Source organism: Stenotrophomonas sp. Steno-Z10-HUANG, assembly GCF_056393075.1.
In genome coordinates, this window is sequence record NZ_JBWJPA010000004.1 from 16,821 (window position 1) to 39,725 (window position 22,905).

A 22,905-nucleotide genomic window follows, 5' to 3' on the forward strand; every position below is an offset into this window, starting at 1 on the left:
CGGGTACCGCCCATGAAGGCTTCAGCTCACCCCTTCGACACCACCGCACCCACCCTGCGCGAGGCAGGCGGCCTGCAAAGCCGGCGCGCCGGTGTCCTGCACTGGCGGCCGCGCATCGGCGCGGCACTGGCGGCACTGGGCCTGTTCTCGCTGCTGGCGCTGGCGCCCGCGGTGCAGGCGCAGATCAGGAACGGCGGTTTCGAGACCGGCAGCTTTTCCGACTGGACGCTGCGCGATTACAACCGCCCGAATGTCCTGGCCACGGATGCGCCGACCACTTCCGCGCAACTGGGGCTGGTAGCCACCGGGGCCACGACCACCGGCGGCAATGGCAGCGGCTACCGCGCGCAGATCCTCACCTCGCCGGGTACCGCGGCCAATACCAACGGCATCCTGCGGTTCCCGTTCTCGGGAACCGCATCGGCCCTGGTCGGCGGCAACGACGGGCAGGCGAGGAAGGCCACCTCGATCGAGCAGCAGGCCACGATGACGCTGGCCGATGTCGACCCCGTGGACGGCAAGGTGCATATCCGCTTCGCGATGGCGCCCGTGCTCTACGACGCCGGGCATACCGCGGTGCAACAGCCGTTCTTCTTCGTGGAAGTGGTCAACAAGACCAAGGGCGACACCCAGCTTTTCCAGACGTTCAACTTTGCCGGACAGGCCGGCATCCCGTGGACCCGGGTCGGCAACTACCGCTCCACCAACTGGCAGGGCTTCGACATCGCCCCCGGCAACGGCCGCCTGGATCCGGGTGACGTGGTGGTGCTGAAGGTGTTCGTCTCCAACTGCCAGCCAGGCGCCGCCGATCACACCGCGCAGGTCTACATGGACGTGTTCGGCTCGAAGATGCCGGGCCTGAGCGTGGCCGCGTCGGGGCCGTCCACCACCAAGCCCGGCGAACAGGTCACCTATACCTACAACTACATCAACAACAGCGGCGTGTATGCGCTGGGCTCGATGGTGCGCCTGGCCGCGCCGGTCACCGCGGACGGCAAGTACCTGGCCTTCGTTCCCGGCAGCTACCCCAACACCTGCACCGGCATCCACGATGGCATCCCGCCGCGCGCGGACTACATCGATTGTCCGGTGGGCGACCTGGTGAACGGCGCCGGCGGCAGTTTCCCGGTCACCTTCACGGTACCGGCCGACGCCGCGACCTCGGGCAGCGGTGCGGTCATCAACAATGGCGACTACGACGTCCGCGCCAACACCGTCAGTCCGTTCATCGGACCGCTGGTGAAGACCCGCATCGCCGGCGGCGCGACGGCGCTGGTGGACCTGGGCATCGCGATCAGCAACGGCAACGTGCCGTCCTACCTGGTGGGTGACGCGGTCACCTACGAAGTGACGGTGACCAACCACGGCCCGGTCGACGTGGCCGGCGCGCTCATCCGCCAGACCACGCTGAGCGGCGTGGCCAACACCGCCGCGGCCGCCTGGACCTGCAGCGCGCCGGGTACGGCCAGCTGCGGCGCGGCCAGCGGCAGCGGGCCGCTGGATACCACCGGCAACCTGCCGGTGGGGCAGAGCCTGGTCTATACGATCACCCAGCTCAATGCCGTGGTGGCCGGTGCGCCGGTCGTCACCGTGGTTGCGGTGACGCCGCCGTCGGGCATGACCGACAGCGTCTCCGCCAACGACTCCGCCGGCCTGAGCACCCCGGTCAGCGCGGACCAGTACACCCTGACCGTGAATACCGCCGGCACGGGCTCGGGCCGGGTCGATGCCGTGCCGGCCGCGCTGGCCTGCCCGGTGGCGTCGGTGCCCGCGGCGGCCTGCAGCCAGCAGCGGCTGGGCCAGGACGAAGACGCCTACCTGACCGCCGTCGCCGGCGCCGGCAGCATCTTCAAGCAGTGGGATGCGGCCGGCGACTGCGTGGCGGTCAACGGCAGCGAGTGCCACGTGAACATGGGCTCGGCCGACCGCAGCGTCACCGCCGTCTTCGCGCGTGCCTGGGTGGTATCGCCCACCGTCATCGGCGGCACCTGGACCGGTGAACCTTCGGTGGAGGAAGGGACGACCGGCACCTTCACGGTCACGCCCAACGTGGCCGGCAGCGCGCCCACCGTCGTTTCCGATACCTGTGCGGTCACCCAGAGCGGCCCGGCCGGCGGCAAGTACACCTACACGACGGGGTCGGTAACGGCGGACTGCGCGTTCCGCGTCGAGTTCCCCAGCCCGGTGCTGGCGGTCAGCAAGAGCGCCTCGGTAGCCAGCGCGGCGGTGGGCGCGACGTTCGACTATGTCATCGAGGTGCGCAACACCGGCGCCGTGGCTACCACCGCCGCGGTCCAGGTGAGCGATTCGATCCCCAACGGGCTGACGGTCGTGCCCGCATCGCTGCCCGCCGGCTGCGCGCAGAACCTGCAGGTGGTGTCCTGCACCATTGCCTCGCTCGCGCCCGCCGACACGGTGACCCGCACCATCAGCGTCACCGCCACGGCGGCCGCCACCGGCAGCACCAGCAATACCGCGACCGTGAGTGGCGGCGGTGATACCGCGTGCCCGGTGGCGACCCCCTGCCGCAGCAACACGGTGGTCGTGACGGTCGGCAACCGCCCGGACCTGGCCATCAGCAAGAGCGCCTCGGTGGCGACGGCGGTGGTTGGCACGGCGTTCGACTACACCCTCACCGTGACCAATACCGGTACCGGGGCCACGACCGCCGCCGCGACGGTGACCGACGTGATCCCGACGGGCCTGGCGATCGGCAGCCTGCCGACCGGCTGCGTGCTCGACCCGGCCGGCAGCCAGACCGTGGCCTGCACGATCGCCGCCGGCCTGTCCAACGTGGCGCCCGGCAACACCGCGACCTACGTGATCCCGGTGACGCCGATGGCCGCGGCCGCAGGCAGCGTGAGCAACACGGCCAGCGTGAGCGGCGGCGGCGATCCCGACTGCACCGCCGGCTGCGCCAGCAACGCGGTGACGACCACCATCACCACGCCGGCGCTGGCCATTGCCAAGCGCGCCTCGGTGGCGACCGCGGTGGTCGGCGTGGCGTTCGACTACACCCTCACCGTCAGCAACACCGGCACGGCGGACACGACGGCCGTGGCCACGGTCGTGGATGACGTGCCGGCGGGGCTGACCATCAACGCCGCCCCGGGCTGCGGGATCGCCGGACAGACCGTGACCTGTACGGTCGCGGCGGGGCTGACGGCCGCCACCCCGGTGGACTTCACCATCAACGTCACCCCGACGGCGGCCGCGGCCAGCAGCGTCGGCAACACCGCGCGGGTCAGCGGCGGCGGCGATCCGCTCTGCACCGCGCTGGCGCCGTGCGACAGCAATACCACGACCACCACGATCACCGCGCCGGCACTGGCGATCACCAAGAGCGGCCCGGCGAGCGCGATCGTGGGCGTGCCGTTCGACTACGTCATCACCGTGAGCAACACCGGCACGGCCGATGCGACCGCGGACGCCACGGTCACCGACGAGGTGCCGGCGGGCCTGCTGATCAACAGCGCCACCGGCTGTACCGTCAGCGGCCAGACGGTGACCTGCACCGTGCCCCGCGCCAGTCTCGCGATCAACGCCACGGCGACGATCACGATCAACGTGTCGCCGATCCTCCATGGCAGCAATGCGGTGAACAGCGCCCGCGTGGCGGGTGCTGGCGACCCGGCATGCCCGGCGGGCACGCCCTGCGCCAGTGCCGCGGTCACCACCGCGCTGATCGCGCAGAACCCGGTGCTGGACCTGGTCAAGAGTGCGGGCGTGCCGAGCGGCTACGCCGCTGGCGAGATCCTTGCCTATACCTTCGTGCTGACCAACGCCGGCAACGTGGCGCTGAGCGGCATCACGTTGAACGATCCGCTGCTGGGCGGTGCGGTGCCCTGCCCGGGCAGCACGCTGGCCGTGGGCGCCTCGATGACCTGCGGCCCGCGCCTGTACCTGCTGACCCAGGCGGACGTGGATGCCGGCGTTGTGGTCAATACCGCCACTGCCCGTGGCCTGCCGCCTGCGCCCGCGCCCGGTGTGGCACCGACGGCGGCCACCGGCAGCAGCAGCACCCGCACGCCGATCACCCATGCGCTGGACCAGGAGCTGAGCAAGGCCGTGACCGCGGACAGCAGCGGCGGCGATGCGGCCGTGGGCGACGTGCTGACCTACACGGTGACGCTCACCAACCGGAGCAACGCGACGCTGGCCAACGTGGAGCTCAGCGATGCCCTGATCACGCCGCGCAGCATCGTCTGCGCCAGCGTGGCGCCGGGCGCGGTCTGCCAGCTGGTGGGCACCTACACCGTCACCCAGGCCGACGCCGACGCCGGCATGGTCCGCAACACCGCGCAGGCCGGCGGCCCGTTGTGCCCGGCCGGCACCGGCGACCCGCGCTGCACGACGACCCTCAGCACCCCGGTGGTGTCCATCCGCGCCAATGACGATGGCGCCACGACCAAGGCCGGCATGCCGGTGACCACTCCGGTGCTGGACAACGACACCCATGTCGGCGGCGCGATCGATCCGGCCAGCGTGACGCTGACGGCGACCTCGGCGGACGGCACCGTGAGCGTCGATCCGGCAACCGGCGCGATCACCTTCGTTCCCGCCCCCGGTTTCGCCGGCACCACCACCTATTCCTACCGGGTGTGCCTGGCCGCGCCCAACGCGACGGTGTGCGACACCGCCACGGTGACGGTGGTGGTGGCGTTGCGGGTGATCGTCGCGGTGGATGACCTGCCGCCGGCAACCGATGGCAGCACCGGCGCACCCTCGCTGGGCAATGCCTACGACAACGACACCCTCGACGGGGCACCGGTCGACCCGGCAAAGATCACCGGCCGCGTGACCGCGCCGGCCACCTCGCCCAAGGGCGGCCCGGTGCCGGTGCTGGATCCGGCCACCGGCGAGGTCAGCGTGCCGCCGGCAACGCCGGCGGGCACGTACACCATCGGTTACCGCATCTGCGAGGTGCTGCATCCGGGCAACTGCGCCGATGCAGGCGTGACGGTGACGGTCACCGCGCCGGCGATCGAGCCGGTGGGCGACAGCGGCGAACCGCTGTCCGGCGATGGCGGCGGCACCACCCCGAGCGTGCTGGAAAAGCACACGCTCGGCGGGCGCCCGATCCGTCCCGGCGAGGTCACCGTGGTCCCCGGCGTGCCGTCGCACCCGGGCCTGAAGATGAACCCGGACGGCACCATCCGCATCGGTACCGCGATCCCGACCGGCACGTACACCTACCCGTACACGATCTGCGAGGTGCTGAACCCGGGCAACTGCGTCACCGCCACCGTGACCGTGGTCGTCGCCGGCCAGGTGCAGCTGCGGGTGAGCAAGGTTGCCGGCATGCGCGAGGTGCGCCTGGGCGACCTGGTGCGCTACACGCTGACCGTCGAGAACAGCGGCAATGTCGGCCTGGTGGCGGGCAGCGTCATCGACACCCCGCCGGCGGGCTTCAGCTACGTGGAAGGTTCGCTGCGGGTCGAGGATGGCGACAATGCCGCCACTGTGGCCGGCCAGCACCCGCTGCGCTTCGACGGGCTGGACGTGCGCGCCGGCGGCAAGGCGCGGCTGGTGTACCTGATGCGGGTGGGTGCGGGCGTACGCGCCGGGACCCTGGTCAACCAGGCGCAGGCGCGCTCGCTGGAGGGCGAACCGCTGTCCAACGTGGCCACCGCCGAGGTGACCCTGGCGGGCGATCCGCTGCTGGACGACAGCCTGGTGTTCGGCACGGTGTTCAACGACCGCGATGGCGATGGCTGGCAGGACAGTGCCGCGCTGACCGGCGTCACCGTGCAGGGCGGGTTCGCGCCGGATGCGTACGTGGCCCATTCCACCACGCTGGATCGTGGCGACGGCATGCAGCCGCAGGCCGATGCCAGCGCACCGCTGCTGCATGGCATCGTCGTGGGCGCGATCGGCGGACGCCAATCCGAAGCCGATCCCGCCGATGCGCGCCAGGTGGTGGTGCGCCAGCGCCTGCGGGCACTGGATTTCAGCGACGACTTCGTGCTGACCAGCGACCAGGGCGTGAGCGTGCGCATGGACCGCGCGGGCGTGACCACGGTCCATCGCGACGGCGAGGCGGCCAAGGGCATGAACGCGGCGGCACCGACCGTGGAGCGGCGCATCGCCCGCGGTGCGGACGACTACGTGGTCGACTACGTGATCGGCAATGCCGGCATCGACGAGCGCGGCATTCCCGGCGTGCGCATCGCCTCGGTGGAAGGGCTGCTGGTCGAAACCGACCAGTACGGCCGCTACCACCTGGCCGGCATTCCCGGTGGCGCGTGGGAGCGCGGTCGCAACTTCATCCTGAAGGTCGATCCGTCCACCCTGCCGACCGGTGCGGCGTTCACCACCGACAATCCGCTGCTGCGCCGGGTCACCCCCGGCATGCCGGTCCGCTTCGACTGGGGCGTGAAGCTGCCGGAACGCGCGGTCGAGGGCGGCGCGCGCCAGGTCGAGATGGAAATGGGCGAAGTGTTCTTCGCGCCCGGCAGCGCCCAGGTACAGCCGCGCTACCAGCCGGCGGTGGAGGCCATGGCCGCGAAGGTGCGCGAGCACCCGGGCATGGAGGTGGTGATCCAGGCCGAGGCCAGCAACGAAGCGCTGGCATTCGAACGCGCGGCGGCGGTCAAGGCCGCCCTGCTGGCGCAGCTCGACGAGGCCACGGCCAGGACCTTGCGCGTGGTCGCGCGGGCCAAGGTGGGCGACACCGCGCCGCTGGTGGCCGGCATCGATGGCCAGGGCGTGCTGCTGGGCACGCTGCTGTTCGATACCGGCAAATCGGCCATCCGGCCGGGCTTCGACGCGTTGCTGGACACGGTGGCCGCCGCGCTGGAACGGCTGGGCAGCGGCCGCGTCTCCATCGTCGGCCACGCCGATGTGCGCGGTTCCGACGCCTACAACACGGCGCTGGGCCTGGCGCGCGCCAGGGCGGTGTCCGATGCATTGGGCAAACGCCTGGGCGCCGAAGCGCGAAGCAGGCTGCGGGTGGACATCGCGGACGTGCCGGCGGTGCCGGCTGGCGTGCGCAAGTAAGGGGCCGGTCATGGACAAGCGTATGAAGATGAAGGTGCTGGACTACACCCTGCTGTGCCTGCTGGCCGGCGCGACCACCCCGCTGGCCACGGCCGCGGCGACGCCGGACGGCGTCGCATCCGCCGAGCCGGCCGAACCCCGCGCGGGCGCGCCGGAACCGGCGCCTGCGGCGCTGGGCTGCGGCGCGGACGCCTGCACCGGCGACGACGGCCTGCTGTTCCAGCTGCGCACGCGCAGCCATGCCGCGCCGGTGACCCGGGGCACCCATGCCGGTTCGTCGTCCGACGCCCTGCAGCCCGATCGCCGGGTCGAGGTGTCGGTCGAACCGCAGGGCCGGGCGGTGGCGATGGGCAAGTACTCCATCGACCTGCCCGGTGGCGGGGTGGTGTGGGCGACCGAGGATCCGACCCTGGGGTCACCGGAGCTGTCGGTATCGGCGCCGTCGATGGTGGCCTTCGACGGCGAGCGCCTGCTCAAGCCGGTGCAGTTCTATGCGCGTGGCAACTATCCGGCCTTCATCGAACGCATGGAGGTGCGCCTGTACCGCGCCAGCGACGCCGACCTGATCGAACCGCTGGCGAGCGTGCCGCTGGACGTGGCGGCGGTCAGCCATGGCGAGTGGGACGGCGCGTTGCCGGGCAAGTACCGCTTCCGCAAGGGCGATGAGCTGGTCTACGTGTTGCGCGCCACCGGCGCCAACGGCCAGTTCGACGAGACCTCGCCGCGCGTGCTGCAGCTGGTGTCGCCGGAAGATGCCGAGCGCGGCGCCAATGCGCTGCGCAACAGCACAGAGAAGCGGCTGGGCAATGCCCTGAGCGCCGAGCAGGCGCAGACCCAGAGCCTGATCGACGATGTCTTCGCGGGCAGCGGCCTGCGCCAGCAGAACATCCCGCTGTACGGTTCGCGCATCCGCATCCAGGGCCGCAACATCCCCGCGGGCATGGCGCTGAGCATCAACGGCGAAAGCTATCCGGTGGACCTGGAGCGCAAGTTCGTCGCCGAGTACCTGATGCCGGTCGGCACGCACCGCTTCGACATCGGCGTGGGCGGCGAGGGCGGTCCTGCCCGCCACCTGGACGTGGACGTCACCGGTCGCTACTTCTTCGGCGTCGCGCTGGCCGACGTGACCATCGCGCAGAACAAGGTCAGCGGTTCCAACGAGCCGTTCCGCGGCGACGCCAACTACCGGGACGATGTCATCAGCGACGGCCGCCTGGCGTTCTACGGCAAGGCCAAGCTGCGCGGCCGCTACCTGGTGACCGCGCAGGCCGATACCACCGAGCGCGACCTGGACCGGCTGTTCAACGGTTTCGGCAAGGCCGACCCGCAGGACATCTTCCGCCGGCTCGATCCGGACCTGTACTACCCGGTCTACGGCGACGATTCCAACACCCGTCGCGACGTGGACACGATGGGCCGGTTCTACCTGCGCATGGACTGGGACAAGAACCAGGCGCTGTGGGGCAACTACGCCACCGGCCTGACCGGGACCGAGTTCGGCCAGTACCAGCGCGCGCTGTATGGCGCGGCGCTCAACTGGCGCTCGAACGCCAGCAACCGCTGGGGCGATGCCGGCAGCGAACTGCGCGTGTTCGGTTCGCAGGCCGAAACCGCGCCGGGCCACAATGAATTCATCGGCACCGGCGGCAGCCTGTACTACCTGCGGCATACCGACCTGCTGCCGGGTTCGGACGTGGTGACCCTGGAGATCCGCGACCGCAGCAGCGGCCGTACCGAGAACCGGGTGGTGCTGCAGCGCGGGGCCGACTACGAGATCGACGAACTGCAGGGCCGCCTCCTGCTGACCCGCCCGTTGGCGCAGATCACCCGCGACAACAGCCCGACCCTGACCCGCGATGCGCCGCTGGACGGCTTCGAACAGCGCCTGCTGGTGGACTACGAGTGGGTGCCGGCCGGCTTCGATGCGGACGACGTGACCGTGGGCTTCCGCGGCAAGCACTGGATCGGCGACCACGTCGGCCTCGGCGCGACCTGGGTCGACGAGAACCGGGCCGGCGAGGACTACACGCTCAAGGGCGCCGACCTCACCCTGCAGGCCGGCAAGGGCACCTACCTGAAGGCCGAGTACGCGCATACCGAATCCTTCGGCGTGCCGGCGTTCTTCTCCGACAACGGCGGCCTGAGCTTCATCCAGCAGAACGACACCGCGTTGAACCGCAAGGGCGATGCCCGCTCGCTGGAAGCCCGCGCCAATTTCAGGGAGCTGGGCTGGACCGAACAGGACTGGGCCGCCGGAGCATGGTGGCGCCAGACCGACGCCGGCTATTCGGTGTCCCGCTACGACACGGGCCTGCCGGTGACCGAGTACGGTGCCGAGCTGCTGGGCCAGTTCACCCCGGACCTGGGCCTGTACACCCGCTACACCCGCGCCGAGCGCGGTGCCGACACCCTGGCCCAGGCCCAGGCCACGCTGCAGTGGCAGGCCAGCGAGGCGGGGACCCTCAGCGCCGAACTGCGCCGGGTCGACCAGCAGGGCAGCTACCTCGATGCCATCGGCACGCTGGCGGCGGTCAAGTACCTGCAACGCTTCGGCGCCACGATGGAGCTGTACGGCGTGGCCCAGCTGACCGTGGACGATGACGGTGGCAGGTATGCCGACAACGATGCCCTGACCCTCGGTGCCAAGCACCTGTTCGGCAACAACTCGTCGGTGGGCGCGGAAGTGACCGACGGCGACCGTGGCAACGCCGCCACCGTCAATGCCGAGTACCGCATCAGCCCGGAACACGCCTTCTACGGTGGCTACACCTATTCGGCCGACACCACCGAACGCGACCCGCTGTTCAATCCGGGCGGGCAGAACGGCTGGACCCTGGGGCAGCGCTGGCGGGTGTCCAGCCAGGTCAACGTGTTCAACGAAAGCCAGTTCCTCAAGGAGCGTGGCGAGGCCGGGCTGGCGCATACCTTCGGCATGGACTTTTACCCGGCGCAGGGCTGGAACACCGGTTTCACCCTGTCCAACGGCGAACTGGAAAGCACCGGTGGCGGCGTGGTCGAGCGGCGCGCGGCCAGCATTTCCGGCGGCCGCACCTCGCCCGATACCGATTGGCAGAGCAAGCTGGAATGGCGCCGCGACAGCGGTGCCGAGCGCCGCGAGCAGTGGGTCAGCACCACCCGCATGACCCACCGCATCAACGACAGTTGGCGCATCGCCGCGCGCTTCAACTACGCCGATACCGACGACCGGCTGGATCCTGCCGAGGGCGCCCGTTTCGTCGAAGGCAACTTCGGCTTCGCCTACCGCCCGTGGAACAGCACCCGCTGGGGCCTGTTCGGCCGCTACACCTACCTCTACGACCTGGCGTCGATGGGCCAGCTGGGCGGCGCGCAGTACGACCAGCGTTCGCAGATCGTTTCGTTCGAGGGCGTCTACCGCCACGACCAGCACTGGGAATTCGCCGGCAAGCTGGCCCGCCGCGAAGGCGAAGTGCGCATGGGCCGCGGCGGCGGTACGTGGCTGGATTCGGCCACCACCTTCGGTGCCCTCCAGGCGCGCTACGAACTGCGCGCGCAATGGCATGCGCTGGGCGAATACCGCCAGCTGCAGGTCAAGGACGGGGGCACCCGGCAGGGCTTCCTGGTGGGCGTGGACCGCGACCTGAGCGGGAACTTCCGCATCGGCGCCGGTTACAACTTCACCGAGTTCAGCGACGACCTGACCGACTTCGACTACGACCACAAGGGCTGGTTCGTGAACCTGAGCGGTCGCTACTGACCCCGTCGCGGCGCCAGCGCCGCAGGTTGGCGCCAGGCACCCGCAGCGGGGCCTGGCGCGCCGCTGCAGCGGCGCCGGCCGGTGCCGCGCGCGATCAGCCGCCGACGCCGCCCAGCCACGGTGGCGCCGCCGCGCGGATGTCGGCCATCACCGGGCAATCATCGCGGTGCGCGCCGGGCAGGTAGCCCAGGCTCATCAGGAACTCGCCGGTGATCTCGCCGCCGGTGAAGCGGAACGTCTTCTTGAACAGCTTCACCCAGTCGGCTTTGGGCCGCGGGTGGTGCGCGTCGAGCCACTGCGCGAAGCCGCCGTGCGAATCGCGCAGGCCGCGGATCACCCCGGCGTTGTGGATGGCGGCCAGGACCTTGAGCCGGTTGCGGATGATGCCGGCGTCACCCAGCAGGCGGGCGATGTCGGCCTCGCCGTAGGCGGCCACGGCATCCACGTCGAAGCCGTGGTAGGCGCGGCGGAAGCCCTCGCGCTTGCGCAGGATGGTTTCCCAGCTCAGCCCGGCCTGGTTGATCTCCAGCAGCAGGCGCTCGAACAGGTCCTGCTCCGCACGCTGCGGGAATCCGTATTCGCGGGCGTGGTAATGGGCGTGGACCGGATGACCGGGCGCGATATCGCAATAGGCGCTCATGGACGGTGATGGACCCAGGGCTGGCCAGTATAGGCGCGCTGCCGGTGCGGCCGCGGCCGCGCATGGAGGCGCGCGCCGCGCCGCGGCTTCGACGCGGTGGGCCGGTACCGGGCATGGGCGGTGCGTGCGCGCCGGGCGCGGCTGCGTGGCTGGCGGTAGAATGCGGCCATGTCCACGCATTTCGACAATCTGGCCAATCACCTGCTGGTCGCCTTGCCCTCGCTGACCGATTCGGGATTCGCGCGCAGCGTCGCGCTGATCTGCCAGCACGACGACAACGGCGCCATGGGCGTGGTGGTCAACCAGCCTTCGGAATACACCCTGGGCGAAGTGCTCTCGCAGATGGAGATCGACACCGGCGACGAGCGCCTGCGCGCGCTGCCGGTGCTCAATGGCGGCCCGGTGCATACCGGGCGCGGCTTCGTCATCCACGACGATGCACGCGACTGGGATTCCAGCCTGGCCGTGGGCCAGGGCCTGTACCTGACCACCTCTCGCGACATCCTCGAAGCCATGGCCCGGGGCGACGGCCCGCGCAACGCGCTGGTCACCCTGGGCTGCGCCGGCTGGGGCGCCGGCCAGCTGGAGCAGGAACTGGCCGAGGACAGCTGGCTGACCGTGCCGGCCGACCCGGTGGTGCTGTTCGAGGCGCCGCTGGACGAGCGCTGGCAGCTGGCCGCCTCGCGCATCGGCGTGGACCTGTTCCGCCTGGCCGGGTACAGCGGCCATGCCTGATCCGGCGGCGCTTTCGCCCGACAGCACGGTGTTGGGGTTCGACGTCGGCTCGCGCCGCATCGGCGTGGCCATCGGCAGTGCCTTCAGCGTCGGCGCGCGCGCGCTGGCGGTGGTCGAGGTGCGCGGCGACGGCCCCGACTGGGCCGCGCTCGACCGGCTGCAGCGCGAGTGGCGCCCGCACGGCCTGATCGTCGGCGACCCGCTGACCCTGGACGGCGACGACCAGCCCAACCGCAAGCGCGCGCAGGCCTTCGCCCGGCAACTGCTGCAGCGCTACCAGGTCCCCGTGCTGCTGGTGGACGAACGTTCCAGCTCGGTGGAAGCGGCGCGGCGTTTCGCCGTCGACCGCGCCGAGGGCCGCAAGCGCCGTCGCGACGCCGCCAACCTGGACGCGGTCGCCGCCGCGGTCATCATCGAACGCTGGCTGTCCGCCCCCGGCGACGCCACCCCCGTTTCCTGACCCCCAAGACCTGCCATGACCGCCTCCCAACTCGATGCCGACGGACGCCTGCGCCACCTGCTGACCCTGGAGGGCCTGCCGCGCGAACACCTGCTGCAGCTGCTGGACCGCGCCGGGCAGATCCGCGACGCGGCGGTGGGCCGTGTCGGCAACAAGCGCGGGGTGCTGGCCGGCACCGCGGTGTGCACGCTGTTCTTCGAACCGTCCACCCGCACCCGCAGTTCGTTCCAGCTGGCCGCGCAGCGGCTGGGCGCGGACGTGCTGAATTTCGACGCGTCCACCTCGTCCACGCGCAAGGGCGAGACCGCCTGCGACACGCTGCGCAACCTGGAAGCGATGGGCGTGCGCGGCTTCGTGGTACGCCACCCCGACGACGGCGCGGTGGCCGAGCTGGCTGCCGCCGCGGGCGAGGGCACCGCGCTGATCAACGCCGGTGACGGCCGCAGCGCGCACCCGACCCAGGGCCTGCTGGACATGCTGACCCTGCGCCAGGCCAAGGGCCCGGACTTCTCGAAACTGAAGGTGCTGATCGTCGGCGACGTGAAGCACTCGCGCGTGGCGCGCACCGACCTGCATGCGCTGCGCACGCTGGGCGTTGGTGAAATCCGCGTCTGCGGCCCGCAGTCGCTGTTGCCGGACGCAGACACGCTGCGCGGCTGCGTGGTCGGGCAGGATTTCGACGCCATGCTCGAAGGCGCCGACGCGCTGATGATGCTGCGCCTGCAGCGCGAGCGCATGGAAGAAGGCCTGGTGCCGTCGCTGGAGCAGTACCACGCCGAATACGGTCTCACCGCCGCGCGCCTGCGGCGTGCCGCCAGCGACGCGGCGGTGCTGCATCCGGGCCCGATCAACCGCGGCGTGGAAGTCACCGACGAGGTGGCCGACGGCCCGCAGTCGTGGGTATTGCGCCAGGTCGCCAACGGCGTGGCCGTGCGCATGGCGGTGCTGGAAACGCTGCTGGGCTGAGCCCGACCGTGGCGCCGGCGCCGTGCCGGTGCACTGGCGGCGTCAGCGTTCCTGCGCGAACAGCCAGCGCCACATCGCCGGGTCGGCGTAGGTGGCGTCCCAGGCGTTGTGGTTGCCCTGCGGGTATTCGGTGTAACGCGCGTCGCGGGCAGCCACCGCCTGGAAGGCGGCATGCAGCCGGCGGTCGTCGTCCGGGCGCACCACGTCGTCGCGCGCGCCGTGGAAGATCCAGACCGGCGTGTCCTTCAGGCGCAGGGCCATGGCCTGGTAGGGGTCGGATTCCGCGGCGACGGCCTCCACCCGCAGGCCCGGCCGTTCGGCGCGCGGAGGGCGTACCGCGCCGCACACCGGCACCAGCGCGGCGAAGCGCCCCGGGTCGGCCAGGGCGATGTTCCAGCTGCCGTAGCCGCCCATCGACATGCCGGTCAGGTACTGGCGCCGCGGATCGGCGTCGAACTCGCGCATCGCCGCATCCAGCGCGGCGACCGCCAGGCGCGCGTTGCGCCCGCTCCATTCCCCGCCCCTGGCCACCTGCGGCAGCACCACCAGCGCCGGGAAGTCCGCCGCATGGGCGCGCAGGTAGGGTCCCAGCCCGGCCTCGGTCTGGCGCCTGCCGTCGTCGCCGCGCTCGCCCGAGCCGTGCAGGAACAGCACCACCGGCAGCGCGCCGGCGGCGCGCGCGGACGTCGCGGGCACGAACACCTGGTAGGGCATGCGCACGCCATCGAACTCGATGCTGCGGGCGACGAACCGCCCTTCGTCGCTCGCGGGGAGCGAGGCACAGCCGCCGAGCACGGCCATCAGCACGAGCAGGGGCAGGTGATGCAGACGGGGCCAGGCCATGGGACGCTCCGCGCCGGGGGTGTGGCCATCGTAGCGGCGCTGGCGGCCTGCTGCCCGGTGCGGCGCATCATCGGTGGCGTGGCACGCTGGCGAGGATGGCCAGCTGTTCGCCGGCCTCGGCATTGCCGGCCGCGGCGGCGGCCTGGACCTGCGCCAGGTCCGGGTGCAGCACCACCAGCAGCGGGAACTCGCATTGCGGACAGGCGTACTCGCTCTGCTCGTCGTGCAGTTCCAGCTCCATCTGCCGGGAACCGCCCTGCCATCCGCAGGCCGGGCAGGTATGCGGCTGGTCGCGCCAGCCGGGCTGGTAGTAGTCGGTAATGGTGGTGGTCATGGGGCGGTCGGGCGTGAGGGGCGCGAGGGCGTGGCCGCGCCGCTCAGCGCAGCAGTACCAGGGTCGCCAGTCCGAGGAAGGTGAAGAAACCCATCGAGTCGGTGATGGCGGTCAGGAAGATGCCGCTGGCCAGCGCCGGGTCGAACCCCAGCCGCTTGAGCGTCATCGGGATCAGCACGCCGGCCGACGCCGCCAGCAGCAGATTGCAGGTCAGGGCGATGAAGATCACCAGCGACAGCCCGGGGTTGTGGAACCAGACCAGCACGATCAACCCCAGCACCGCGCCCATCAGCAGGCCGTTGAGCAGGGCCACGCGCAGTTCCTTCCACAGCAGCGCCTTCACGTTGGAGGCGCCCACCTGGCCCAGCGCCAGGCCGCGCACCATCAGCGCCAGCACCTGGGTGCCGGCGTTGCCGCCGAGGCCGGCGACCATCGGCATCAGCACGGCCAGCGCCACCAGCTTGTCGATGGTGCCTTCGAACTGGCCGACCACGTTGGCGGCGACGAATGCGGTGCACAGGTTGACGAACAGCCACACCAGGCGCCGCCGCATGGCGCGCCAGACCGGGCTGAACAGGTCCTCGTCCTCGTCCAGGCCGGCGGCGCCCAGCGCCTGGTGCTCGGCCTGGGCGCGGATGATGTCCACCACGTCGTCGATGGTGATGCGCCCGATCAGGATGTTGTTGTCGTCCACCACCGGCGCCGACACCCAGTCGTGGTCGGAGAATTGCCGCGCGACCTCGTCGGCGCTCTCGCCCACGTCGATCGCCGGCTGCTCGTCGTCGACCAGGCGGTTGATCGGGGTGCTGTCCTCGTGGGTGACCAGCGAGGCCAGCGACACCCGGCCCAGGTACTGGTGGCGGCGGCTGACCACGTACAGGTAGTCGGTGTGGTCGGGCAGTTCGCCGCGCAGGCGCAGGTAGCGCAGCACCACGTCGATGTTGACGTCGGCGCGCACGGTGACCACGTCCGGGTTCATCAGGCGCCCGGCGGTGTCCTCCGGATAGGACAGCACCTGCTCCAGCCGCTCGCGGTTCTCCCGGTCCATCGACTTGAGCACTTCGTCGATGACCGTGTCGGGCAGGTCCTCGACCAGGTCGGCCAGGTCGTCGATGTCCAGGTCTTCGACCGCGGCGATGATCTCGTCCGGGTCCATGTCGGCCAGCAGGCTTTCGCGCACTTCCTCGCCGACGTGGACCAGTACCTCGCCGTCGTCCTCCTGGTCGACCAGGCCCCACACCACCTCGCGCTTGCCCGGCGGCAGCGATTCGAGCAGGTTGCCGATCTCCGCCGGCGCCAGCGTGTTGACCAGCCGCCGCACCGGCCCCAGCCGGCCACTGTCCAGCGCGTCGGAAAGCATGCGCAGCTGGCGCGCGGTCTTGTCGTGGCGTACGGCTTCGGCCATCGGGACTCCGGGAACGGGAGGGCCGCGATGCAGGATGCGGCAGGGAAGGTGTCGGGCGCGTCATTATCACGCGCCGGTGTTTCGGTGCACACCCTCCGCGCCGGTGCGTGGTGCCCGGGCGCCGGCGCTCAGGGCGGGCAGCTGCCGGCGAGCCAGCGCTCGATGCCGCGGCGGTCGCGCGCCTGCAGCAGCTTGCCGGCGCGTGCGCGCAGTTCGCCATGGTTGCAGTCGCGGATCGCCCGGCGTACTTCCAGCAGCGTCGCCGGGTGCAGGCTGAACTCGGTCAGGCCCAGGGCCAGCAGCAGCGGCGTCATGCGCGGGTCGCCGGCGATCTCGCCGCACACCGCCAGCGGCGTGCCGTGCGCGCGCGCGGTGCCGATCACCTGTGCCAGCAGCTGCAGCACCGCCGGATGCAGCGGCGAATACAGCTCGCCCACCGCTTCGTTGTTGCGGTCGGCCGCCAACAGGTACTGCACCAGGTCGTTGGTGCCGACGGACAGGAAATCGATCTGGTCGATGAAGGTCGGCAGGGCGATGGCCGCGGCCGGCACCTCGATCATCGCGCCGACCGGCACGTGCTCGGCCAGCACGTGGCCTTCCTCGCGCAGCGCCGCCGCCTGCCGGGTCATGCGCCGCTTGAGCGCGAGGATTTCCTCGCGGGTGCTGACCATCGGTACCAGCACGCGCACCGGCCCGTAGCCGGAGGCGCGCAGCAGCGCGCGCAGCTGGGTGTCGGCGACCCTGGGATTCGCCAGCAGCAGGCGGATGCCGCGCAGGCCCAGCGCCGGGTTGTCCTCGCGGCCCAGCACCAGCCCGCTGCGATCGGCCTTGTCCGCGCCCAGGTCGAGGATGCGGATGGTCACCGGCCGCCCGCTCATGCCGAGTACGGCGTCGCGGTAGTGATGGAACTGTTCTTCCTCGTCGGGCAGGCCGTTGCGCTGCAGGAACAGGAATTCGGTGCGGTACAGGCCCAGCCCATGCGCGCCCAGGGCGTGCGCGTGGGCCACGTCCTCGCGCGATTCGGCGTTGGCCAGCAGGGTGATGTCCACCCCGTCCACGGTGCGGCTGGGCTTGGAGCGCAGGTGGCCGAGCTCGCGCTGTTCGCGCGCCAGTTCGCGCAGGCGCTGGCGGTACTGGCGCAGGTCGTCGGCGGCCGGCTCCAGCACCACCTCGCCGCTGCCGCCGTCCAGGATCAGCACGTCGCCGTCGTTGATCCGGTTCAGCACGCCGCTGGCGCCGACCACCAGCGGCAGGTGCAGGCTGCGGGCGAGGATGGCGCTGTGCGACAGCGGACTGCCGGCACTGGTGACGATGCCGACCACGCCCTGCGACTGCAGTTGCGCCAGCTCCGAGGGGGCGACGTTCTCGCACACCAGGATTTCGCCCGCCAGGCCCTTCATGCCGGCCGGGCGCTTGTGCAGGAAGGCGTTGATGCGGCCGATGACGTGGTCCAGGTCATCCAGGCGGGCGCGCAGGTAGTCGTCCTCCATGCCCTCGAACACCTGCGCCAGGGTGTCGCGCTGCAGGCGCAGCGCATAGGCCGCGCTGTAGCGCTGGCTGCGGATGCGTTCGTCCAGCGCCAGCAGCAGCTCCGGGTCGTCCAGCAGCATGGCGTGCAGATCGAGGAACTCGCCGACCTCGGCCGGCAGCGCGCCCTGCAGGCGCTGGCGCAGTTCGCGCATCTCGGCGCGGGCCGACTCGATGGCCTGGTGCAGGCGCTGCAGTTCGGCGTCGACCGCGCTGGCGGGGATGCGCTTTTCGGTGACGTCCTGCGCATGCGGCAGGCGCACGCGGGCGCGGCCAAGCGCGCTGCCGCGCGATGCGCCATGGCCATGCAGGCGCAGCGCGGTCATGCCGCCACGCCTCCCGGCGTGGTGCGGGCAGGAACCGCCGCCGCGTCCGCCGCCGCCATCAGCTGTCCTCGTCGAAACGGCGCTCGAACAGATCCACGACCGCCGCCATGGCGTCGGCCTCGTCCTCGCCCTGTACCCGCACCGTGACCGGCGTGCCCTGGCCGGCGGCCAGCAGCATCACGCCCATGATGCTCTTGGCGTTGACCTCGCGGCCCTTGGCCACCAGCGTGGCATTGGCGCGGAAGCCGGACAGCAGCTGCACCAGCTTGGCGGTCGCGCGGGCATGCAGGCCCAGGCGGTTGGATACGGTGAGTTCGCGTTCAAGCATCGTCGATGATGGCTCCATTTCGGGCGCCCGCCGCGGCGGTGGCGGGCAGTTGGTCCAGTCCCTGTTCCGGATAGTTCATCACCCGCAGCAGCATCGGCAGGCTCAGTGCCGATACCCGCCGCACCGGCGTGCCCAGCCGCGCCAGCCGCGCCGCCAGGTTGCTGGGGCTGGCCCCGTACAGGTCGGTCAGCACCAGCACGCCGTCCTCGCCTTCCACCCGGCGCATGGCCGCCGAGGCCAGTGGCAGCTGCGCGTCCAGGTCCGCGTCGAACGGAACCTCGAAGGCCTCGGCATTGAGTGGCAGCTGGCGCAGCAGGCGGGTGGCCACTTCCAGCAGGGAAGAGCCGACGCCGGGATGGGTCACGAGAAGGATGCCGCAGGTCATTACTGAACGTTAACAGGTCGGATGCAGTCCGCGATAGCGCCTGGATCGCGCTTTGCGCGCACCATTCAGTCCTGTTCGCGGTGGAAGGTGGCCACGTCCGGCCAGCCCTGCGCGCGCGCATGCCGGGCCAGGCGCTCGGCCAGGTACACCGAGCGGTGCTTGCCGCCGGTACAACCGAAGGCCACGGTCACGTAACTGCGGGTGTCGTTGCCCAGCCTGGGCAGCCAGGTGTCGAGCAGGTCCTCGAGCTGGGCCGCGTAGCGCACGACTTCCGGCTGCGCGTCCAGGTACTCGCGGACCTCACGGTCGCGGCCGCTCAGCGAGCGCAGTTCCGGGTCCCAGTGCGGGTTGGGCAGCACCCGCGCGTCGAACACGAAATCGGCCTCGGCCGGCACCCCGCGCTTGTAGGCGAAGGACTCGAACAGCAGCGACAGGCCGCTGCCGTGGCCGAGCGCGTATTCGGTGATCAGCTTGCGCCGCAGCTGGTGCACGTTGAGCCGGCTGGTGTCGATCACCGCGTTGGCCTCGCGGCGCAGCGGCGCGGTCAGTTCGCGCTCGCGCACGATCGCCTCGGGCAGGGACAGGCCGAGCTGGCTCAGCGGATGCCGCCGCCGGGTATCGGCGAAGCGCGCCAGCAGGGTGTCGTCGTCGGCCTCGAAGAACAGCAGGGTGGCATCGATGTCGTGGTCGCGCGCCCGCTGCCGCCAGCTGGCGAGCTGGCTCAGGTCGCTGCGGCCGCGCACGTCGATGCCCAGCGCCAGGCGCCGCGGCCGGTCGTCGGTGCGTTCGCCGAGCACGCCACGCACGAACTCCGGCAGCAGGTTGACCGGGATGTTGTCCGAACAGTAGTAGTCCAGGTCCTCGAAGGTCTTCAGCGCCACCGACTTGCCCGAACCGGACAGGCCGCTGACGATGACCAGCACCGGGGCCGGCGTGGCGTTCATGGGATGCGTTGCTCCAGCAGGTTGCTGTGGCGGGCGATGAACATCGCCGCCGGGTCGATGCCCTTGGTGCGCAGGATGTGCAGGCGCGTGGCCGCCTCGGTCAGCACCGCCAGGTTGCGCCCGGGCATCACCGGCAGGGTGATCAGCGGCACGTCCAGGTCGAGCACGTGGCGCTTGCCGGAGTCGCCGGTCAGGCGTTCGTAGCCGTAGCTGCCGGGTTCGGTCATCGGTTTGGTCAGGTGCACGATCAGCCGAAGGTACTTGTTCTTCTTTACAGATGTGTCACCGAACATCTGGCGCACGTTGAGCACGCCCAGGCCGCGCACCTCCAGCAGGTCCTGCAGCAGCTCGGGGCAGGTGCCGTCGAGCACGTCCGGGGCGATCTGGGTGAACTCGGGGGCATCGTCGGCCACCAGCCGGTGGCCGCGGCTGAGCAGTTCCAGCGCCAGCTCGCTCTTGCCCGAGCCGGCCTCGCCGGTGATCAGCACGCCGATGGAGTAGATCTCCATGAATACGCCATGCAGGATGATCCGCGGCGCCAGCGTGCGCGCCAGGTGGTAGGACAGGTGGTTGAGCAGTTCGTGGCCGCGCCGCGGCGACACCCACAGCGGGGTCTGCGATTCGTCGGCGGCCGCGCGCAGGTCCTCCGGGCAGCCGTGGCTCTTGGTGATGACCAGCGCCAGCGGCCGCGCCTGGATGATGCGCTCGATCACTTCCCAGCGCTGGCGCGAATCCAGCGAGTCCAGCCAGGCCAGCTCCTCGGTGCCGAGGATCTGCACCTTGTTCGGGTAGATGGTGTTGAGGTAGCCGGCCAGCGACGGGCGCCGCGCGACGGTGTCGCCGGCATCCAGCTCGCGGTTGCCGCCGGCCTGGCCCGCGGCCCAGCGCAGGTCCAGTTTCTCGCGCTGCTGGTCGAACAGTTCGCGGGCGGTGATGCGGGTGTTCATGAGGGACGGATCCGCTGCGGATGGTCGAGGATCTGCTTCAGCGCGCTGCCGTCGTTGGCCGCGCGCAGGGCGTCGCGGACGTGGGCGTCGGAGAAGATCTCCGCCAGCTCGGACAGCAGCATCAGGTGCTGGTGGGTGTAGTGCTCGGGCACCGCCATGGCGAACACCAGGTCGACCGGTTCGGCGCCGCCGAAATCGATGGGTTGCAGCAGCCGCAGGAAGGCGCCGCGCGGGTGTTGCAGGGTGGGGGAGCGGCCATGCGGGATGGCGATGCCGTGGCCGATGGCGGTACTGCCGACGTTCTCGCGGTCGCACAGGCTGCGGAAGATGCTCTCGGCGCCGGCTTCGCGGCAGGCGAGCAGGCCGGCGGCGGCGCGCAGGGCGCTGTCGCGGTCGGCGGCCGCGAGTACCCGGGTACTCACGGCCGCCATCAGGTCATTCAGGGGCATGACTGCAACGGACGGTGACGGATGTCAGCCATTGTCGCGCAGTGCATGGGAGGCGTGGGGCAGATGCTTTTCCTTGTGCTTGATCACCAGCCGGTCGAGCTTGTCGGCCAGCACGTCGATCGCCGCGTACATGGTCTGTCCGCCGGCCTCGGCGTGCAGGGTCTGGCCGGGGAGATTGGCGCTGGCATCGACATGGTGCTCGTTCTTCTGCAGCGACAGGGTCACCCTGACTTCACAGTGCTGGTCGAAGTGCTTGCCCAGCCGTTGCAGCTTGGTCTCCACGTACTCCTTCAGGGCGGGGGTGACTTCCACGTCTTTGCCAAACGTTTCGATACGCATCGGATGCCTCCTGTGGTTCTTCGGTTGCCAATGAACCCTGCCGCCGGCCGCGAACGTTTCAGACAAGGCGTACGCGTTCGTGGGAGGCGGAGATGTTCATGGCTTCACGATACTTCGCCACGGTGCGGCGCGCCACCGGTATTCCGCTGCCCTTGAGCATGTCGGCCAGCTTGGCGTCAGAAAGCGGCTTGCGCGGGTTTTCGGCCTCGATCAGGCGCCGGATCATCGACTGGATGGCGGTGCTGGAGGCCTCGCCGCCGCCGTCGGTGTCGATGCCCGAGGCGAAGAACGCGCGCAGCGGCAGGGTGCCGCGCGGCGTGCGCACGTGCTTGCCGGCGATGGCGCGGGAGATGGTGGATTCGTGCAGCTCCAGCTCCGCGGCGATCTCGCGCAGGGTCAGTGGCCGCAGCGCCTGCGCGCCGAACTCCAGGAACCCGGCCTGGTGGCGCAGCAGGCTGTTGACCACGCGCAGCAGGGTCTCGCCGCGCGCCTCCAGGCCCTTGAGCAGCCAGCGCGCTTCCTGCAGCTGGCCGCGCAGGTAACTGGCGTCGGCGTCGCCGCAGCGGCGGATCAGCTGCTCGTAGCCACGGTGGATCACCACCCGCGGGCCGGCATGGCCGGCGAGGGCGGCCTTCCACACGCCGCGCTGGCGCCAGACCACGCAGTCGGGCACCACATAGGCGTCCGCGGACACGTCGCCCAGCTGCCGGCCCGGGCGCGGGTCCAGCGTGCGCAGCAGCTGCACGGCCTGCTCGACGGCCTCGGCCGGTTGCCGCAGTTCGGCGGCGATACCGGGAATGCCGGCCCGCGGCAGGCGTTCCAGCGGCCCCGCGGCGATCTGCCGGGCCAGGTCCAGGCCCGGGGTGGCGGCGGGCAGGGCGTCGAGCTGCAGCCCCAGGCATTCGCCCAGGGTACGGGCGCCGACGCCGGGCGGGTCGAAGCGCTGGATCCGGTGCAGCATGGTGAGGATCTCGTCCTCGCCGGCGGCGATGTCCGGGCGCAGCGTCTGGGCGATGGACAGAAGCGGTTCGCGCAGGTAACCGTCCTCGTCCAGCGCATCGACCAGGGCGACGCCGATGGCGCGGTCGCGTGCGCTCAGGTGGGACAGATGCAGCTGCCACAGCAGGTGGTCGGCGAGGGTGTCGGCCCCGGCGACACAGTCGCGGGCATCGCTGTCGTCGTCATCGAACGAGCCGCCCTGGCCGCCGCTCCACTGCTCGCCCTCGCCGGGCCAGTCCATGCCCGCGTCGGCGTGGCCGTCGCCGGCATCGGCCGCGGCGCTGGCGTCCCCCGGGTCGGGGCCCGGTTCGGGGCCCGGTTCGGGGCCCGGTTCGGGGCCCGGTTCGGGGCCCGGCTCGCCGGGCGCGGCTTCGTCGGCCCATTCCAGCAGCGGGTTGCTCTCCACCGCCCCGGCCAGTTCCAGCTCCAGCTCGGTGCTGGACATCTGCAGCAGGCGGATGGCCTGGCGCAGCTGCGGCGTCATGACCAGCTGCTGTCCCAGCGATGTCTGCAGCCGTGCTTTCATCCCGGTTCCAGGCAGAA

At 71.0% G+C, this 22,905-nt stretch carries 17 protein-coding genes; 5 read left to right on the forward strand and 12 right to left on the reverse strand.

Translation table 11 applies throughout. The features are described 5' to 3' along the window. Window positions 1-12: 12 nt before the first annotated feature. Complete coding sequence (locus tag AC06E6_RS07060; protein WP_478060730.1) at window positions 13-6,999, forward strand: DUF7507 domain-containing protein; 6,987 nt, start codon at window positions 13-15, stop codon at window positions 6,997-6,999. Between the two features lie 10 nt (window positions 7,000-7,009). Beyond that, window positions 7,010-10,735 (forward strand): hypothetical protein, encoded by a 3,726-nt coding sequence (locus AC06E6_RS07065; protein ID WP_478060731.1) that lies wholly within the window; start codon window positions 7,010-7,012, stop codon window positions 10,733-10,735. A 94-nt stretch (window positions 10,736-10,829) separates the two neighbouring features. Here AC06E6_RS07065 and AC06E6_RS07070 read toward each other — a convergent pair whose 3' ends face one another. Continuing rightward, window positions 10,830-11,375: a DNA-3-methyladenine glycosylase I gene (locus AC06E6_RS07070; RefSeq protein WP_240211684.1), complete on the reverse strand. Its 546-nt coding sequence runs from the start codon at window positions 11,373-11,375 to the stop codon at window positions 10,830-10,832. A gap of 168 nt (window positions 11,376-11,543) precedes the next feature. Between AC06E6_RS07070 and AC06E6_RS07075 the strand changes: the two genes are divergently transcribed. Genes AC06E6_RS07075 through AC06E6_RS07085 form a run of 3 tightly spaced genes read left to right on the forward strand, consistent with a single transcriptional unit; the run spans window position 11,544 to window position 13,536 of the window. Continuing rightward, a complete protein-coding gene (locus AC06E6_RS07075; protein WP_104938231.1) occupies window positions 11,544-12,110 on the forward strand; it encodes a YqgE/AlgH family protein in 567 nt (188 codons plus the stop codon). Continuing rightward, a complete protein-coding gene (ruvX, locus tag AC06E6_RS07080) occupies window positions 12,103-12,570 on the forward strand; it encodes a Holliday junction resolvase RuvX (protein ID WP_161614741.1) in 468 nt (155 codons plus the stop codon). The genes AC06E6_RS07075 and ruvX overlap by 8 nt, the downstream gene beginning before the upstream one ends. 15 nt (window positions 12,571-12,585) lie before the next feature. Beyond that, a complete protein-coding gene (locus AC06E6_RS07085; RefSeq protein ID WP_104938233.1) occupies window positions 12,586-13,536 on the forward strand; it encodes an aspartate carbamoyltransferase catalytic subunit in 951 nt (316 codons plus the stop codon). Between the two features lie 42 nt (window positions 13,537-13,578). Here AC06E6_RS07085 and AC06E6_RS07090 read toward each other — a convergent pair whose 3' ends face one another. The 11 genes from AC06E6_RS07090 to AC06E6_RS07140 all read right to left on the reverse strand — a co-directional run bounded on the left by AC06E6_RS07090 (window position 13,579) and on the right by AC06E6_RS07140 (window position 22,888). Next, the gene (locus tag AC06E6_RS07090; protein WP_478060732.1) at window positions 13,579-14,379 is read right to left on the reverse strand and encodes a carboxylesterase family protein; all 801 of its coding nucleotides are present in this window, start codon (window positions 14,377-14,379) and stop codon (window positions 13,579-13,581) included. A gap of 67 nt (window positions 14,380-14,446) precedes the next feature. Beyond that, window positions 14,447-14,713, reverse strand: coding sequence for a hypothetical protein (locus AC06E6_RS07095; RefSeq protein WP_240211682.1), 267 nt, complete (start codon window positions 14,711-14,713; stop codon window positions 14,447-14,449). 43 nt (window positions 14,714-14,756) lie between these two features. Then, entirely contained in the window at window positions 14,757-16,118 is a 1,362-nt protein-coding gene (mgtE, locus tag AC06E6_RS07100) for a magnesium transporter (RefSeq protein WP_054663749.1), read from the reverse strand. 128 nt (window positions 16,119-16,246) lie between these two features. Then, a complete protein-coding gene (ptsP, locus tag AC06E6_RS07105) occupies window positions 16,247-17,971 on the reverse strand; it encodes a phosphoenolpyruvate--protein phosphotransferase (protein ID WP_240211681.1) in 1,725 nt (574 codons plus the stop codon). A 58-nt stretch (window positions 17,972-18,029) separates the two neighbouring features. Continuing rightward, complete coding sequence (locus tag AC06E6_RS07110) at window positions 18,030-18,299, reverse strand: HPr family phosphocarrier protein (protein WP_054663755.1); 270 nt, start codon at window positions 18,297-18,299, stop codon at window positions 18,030-18,032. Continuing rightward, window positions 18,292-18,684, reverse strand: a complete 393-nt coding sequence (locus AC06E6_RS07115) for a PTS sugar transporter subunit IIA (protein WP_104938239.1) — start codon at window positions 18,682-18,684, stop codon at window positions 18,292-18,294. The genes AC06E6_RS07110 and AC06E6_RS07115 overlap by 8 nt, the downstream gene beginning before the upstream one ends. 65 nt (window positions 18,685-18,749) lie before the next feature. Further along, on the reverse strand, window positions 18,750-19,628 hold the full coding sequence (rapZ, locus tag AC06E6_RS07120; protein WP_161614736.1) for an RNase adapter RapZ: 879 nt from the start codon (window positions 19,626-19,628) through the stop codon (window positions 18,750-18,752). Further along, window positions 19,625-20,575 carry an HPr(Ser) kinase/phosphatase gene (gene hprK, locus AC06E6_RS07125; protein ID WP_161614735.1) on the reverse strand — a complete coding sequence of 317 codons (951 nt, stop codon included), beginning with the start codon at window positions 20,573-20,575 and terminating at the stop codon, window positions 19,625-19,627. Before hprK ends, rapZ begins: the two co-directional genes overlap by 4 nt. Continuing rightward, window positions 20,572-21,024, reverse strand: coding sequence for a PTS sugar transporter subunit IIA (locus AC06E6_RS07130; protein WP_104938241.1), 453 nt, complete (start codon window positions 21,022-21,024; stop codon window positions 20,572-20,574). The genes hprK and AC06E6_RS07130 overlap by 4 nt, the downstream gene beginning before the upstream one ends. A gap of 24 nt (window positions 21,025-21,048) precedes the next feature. After that, window positions 21,049-21,363, reverse strand: coding sequence for a ribosome hibernation-promoting factor, HPF/YfiA family (gene hpf, locus AC06E6_RS07135; RefSeq protein WP_054663771.1), 315 nt, complete (start codon window positions 21,361-21,363; stop codon window positions 21,049-21,051). Between the two features lie 58 nt (window positions 21,364-21,421). Further along, window positions 21,422-22,888, reverse strand: a complete 1,467-nt coding sequence (locus AC06E6_RS07140) for an RNA polymerase factor sigma-54 (protein WP_478060733.1) — start codon at window positions 22,886-22,888, stop codon at window positions 21,422-21,424. Window positions 22,889-22,905: the final 17 nt, after the last annotated feature.

Coding starts and splice junctions, on each gene's coding strand:
- rapZ (WP_161614736.1), bottom strand. CDS start 19,628: ATGAACGCCACGCCGGCCCCGGTGCTGGTCATCGTCAGCGGCCTGTCC.
- AC06E6_RS07130 (WP_104938241.1), bottom strand. CDS start 21,024: ATGCCCCTGAATGACCTGATGGCGGCCGTGAGTACCCGGGTACTCGCG.
- AC06E6_RS07060 (WP_478060730.1), top strand. CDS start 13: ATGAAGGCTTCAGCTCACCCCTTCGACACCACCGCACCCACCCTGCGC.
- AC06E6_RS07140 (WP_478060733.1), bottom strand. CDS start 22,888: ATGAAAGCACGGCTGCAGACATCGCTGGGACAGCAGCTGGTCATGACG.
- ptsP (WP_240211681.1), bottom strand. CDS start 17,971: ATGACCGCGCTGCGCCTGCATGGCCATGGCGCATCGCGCGGCAGCGCG.
- AC06E6_RS07070 (WP_240211684.1), bottom strand. CDS start 11,375: ATGAGCGCCTATTGCGATATCGCGCCCGGTCATCCGGTCCACGCCCAT.
- AC06E6_RS07090 (WP_478060732.1), bottom strand. CDS start 14,379: ATGGCCTGGCCCCGTCTGCATCACCTGCCCCTGCTCGTGCTGATGGCC.
- AC06E6_RS07095 (WP_240211682.1), bottom strand. CDS start 14,713: ATGACCACCACCATTACCGACTACTACCAGCCCGGCTGGCGCGACCAG.
- mgtE (WP_054663749.1), bottom strand. CDS start 16,118: ATGGCCGAAGCCGTACGCCACGACAAGACCGCGCGCCAGCTGCGCATG.
- hprK (WP_161614735.1), bottom strand. CDS start 20,575: ATGAACACCCGCATCACCGCCCGCGAACTGTTCGACCAGCAGCGCGAG.
- hpf (WP_054663771.1), bottom strand. CDS start 21,363: ATGCGTATCGAAACGTTTGGCAAAGACGTGGAAGTCACCCCCGCCCTG.
- AC06E6_RS07110 (WP_054663755.1), bottom strand. CDS start 18,299: ATGCTTGAACGCGAACTCACCGTATCCAACCGCCTGGGCCTGCATGCC.
- AC06E6_RS07115 (WP_104938239.1), bottom strand. CDS start 18,684: ATGACCTGCGGCATCCTTCTCGTGACCCATCCCGGCGTCGGCTCTTCC.
- AC06E6_RS07085 (WP_104938233.1), top strand. CDS start 12,586: ATGACCGCCTCCCAACTCGATGCCGACGGACGCCTGCGCCACCTGCTG.
- AC06E6_RS07075 (WP_104938231.1), top strand. CDS start 11,544: ATGTCCACGCATTTCGACAATCTGGCCAATCACCTGCTGGTCGCCTTG.
- ruvX (WP_161614741.1), top strand. CDS start 12,103: ATGCCTGATCCGGCGGCGCTTTCGCCCGACAGCACGGTGTTGGGGTTC.
- AC06E6_RS07065 (WP_478060731.1), top strand. CDS start 7,010: ATGGACAAGCGTATGAAGATGAAGGTGCTGGACTACACCCTGCTGTGC.